Below are 1,726 nucleotides of genomic sequence, written 5' to 3'. Positions count from 1 at the left end.
AAGCACAAAACAGCCCCAACTCTCTCAAAATCTGTCTCAAGTCCAGACTTTTGCCCTACAAAAGGCCGTCAACAGGGGAAACCGCAGTGAGCGAAGAAAGCTGCATGGGGTGTTCTCGGACAGTCGGGCAACGAAATGGGGCGCGTATCATACATGAAAAAATCCGCCGGTCCGTTGCCAACTGACCGGCGTATTACGCGTTACGGACTACAAAGCATTTGTTGCGGGGCGATTTACTCGCTGCGCATCAGCGGATACAGCTCTTTGAGCAATTTGCGGCGGCTGATCACCAATTGCCAGCGATGTCCGCCGAGCTGTCGCCACAGGCGTGCCGAACGGATGCCGGCGAGCAGCAGGGCGCGAATTTTCGAGGCGTTGCTCGGTTGCTGCAGATTGCGCATGTCGCCGTGTACTTGAATGCGTTGGCGCAGGGTGCTCAGGGTGTCCTGATACAGCGCACCGCAGGCGGCGACCACGTTTTCGTGGGCCGGGCCGAAGTGCTCGACCTGCGACTGGATCTGCGGCAAACGCTTGCCAATGGTGTCGAGCATGTCGTCGCGCTTGGCCAGTTGGCGTTCGAGGCCGAGCATCGATAGCGCATAACGCAAAGGTTCGCGCTGCAAGGTGCTCGGGTCGCGTTCAAGGGCGCCGATCAGCGCGCGGTAACCCTCGCGCAGATTGAGGTCGTCGCCGCCATACACATCCAGCGTGTCTTTCGGGTCGCGCACCAGCAGGCTGCCGAGCATGCACGTCAGGCCGGCTTCGCTGGTCTGGCCGGTCTTGGCGATCCGGTCGACCAGCACGGCGGCGAGAAACACGCCGCCCAGTGCCGTCAGTTGCTCCTGAGTCGGGCTCATGCCTGGCCGCTCCACGGCTCGGCGACTTCGATCACGCCGCCGCCGAGGCAGATTTCACCGTCATAGAACACCACGGATTGACCCGGGGTGACGGCGCGCTGCGGTTCGTCGAACACGGCGCGATAGCCGGTCGCGGTTTGTTCCAGGATGCAGGCTTGATCGCTTTGGCGATAACGCACTTTGGCGGTCAGGCGCAGTGGCTGGCTCAGATCGATCGGATTGACCCAATAGATTTCCGAAGCGAGCAGGGCGCTGGAGAACAGCCACGGATGGTTGTTGCCCTGACCGACGATCAGCTCGTTGGTGTCCAGATCCTTGCGCAGCACGTACCACGGCTCATCGCCAGCATCTTTCAAACCGCCAATGCCCAGTCCCTGACGCTGACCGATGGTGTGATACATCAAGCCGTGGTGACGACCGATGACTTCGCCTTCGGTGGTCTTGATCTCGCCCGGTTGTGCCGGCAGGTATTGCTTGAGGAAATCGCTGAAACGACGCTCGCCGATGAAGCAGATCCCGGTGGAATCCTTCTTCTTGGCGGTCGCCAGTTCGTATTTCTCGGCAATTGCGCGGACTGCGGGCTTTTCCAGTTCGCCGACCGGGAACAGCGTCTTGGCGATCTGTTCGCCACCGACGGCGTGCAGGAAGTAGCTCTGATCCTTGTTCGGATCGAGGCCCTTGAGCAGTTCGGTGCGGCCGTCGATATCGCGGCGACGCACGTAGTGACCGGTGGCGATCAGGTCGGCGCCGAGCACCATGGCGTAATCAAGGAACGCCTTGAACTTGATTTCGCGGTTGCACAGGATGTCCGGGTTCGGCGTGCGACCGGCCTTGTATTCGGCCAGGAAGTGCTCGAACACGTTGTCCCA

At 60.7% G+C, this 1,726-nt stretch carries 2 protein-coding genes and 1 pseudogene; all 3 read right to left on the bottom strand.

Annotated features, from left to right (window positions below; genetic code table 11):
- Nucleotides 1–106 (bottom strand): annotated as a pseudogene (locus ACIOZM_RS30695) (hypothetical protein); the annotation flags it as partial.
- A 127-nt stretch (nucleotides 107–233) separates the two neighbouring features.
- Nucleotides 234–857, bottom strand: coding sequence for a high frequency lysogenization protein HflD (gene hflD, locus ACIOZM_RS30690; protein ID WP_007920199.1), 624 nt, complete (start codon nucleotides 855–857; stop codon nucleotides 234–236).
- A partial coding sequence (gene mnmA / locus ACIOZM_RS30685) for a tRNA 2-thiouridine(34) synthase MnmA (protein WP_401221214.1) occupies nucleotides 854–1,726 on the bottom strand: 873 nt, incomplete at its 5' end. The genes hflD and mnmA, both read right to left, overlap by 4 nt.

This window comes from Pseudomonas sp. NPDC087346, from assembly GCF_044744235.1.
In the GTDB taxonomy this organism is placed as follows: domain Bacteria; phylum Pseudomonadota; class Gammaproteobacteria; order Pseudomonadales; family Pseudomonadaceae; genus Aquipseudomonas.
Note: the sequence above shows the minus strand (reverse complement) of the source record. Positions and strands in the feature narration are given on the sequence as shown.

Bases quoted from the DNA above. Each gene is read 5' to 3' on its own strand.
- hflD (WP_007920199.1), bottom strand. From the start codon at position 857: ATGAGCCCGACTCAGGAGCAACTGACGGCACTGGGCGGCGTGTTTCTC.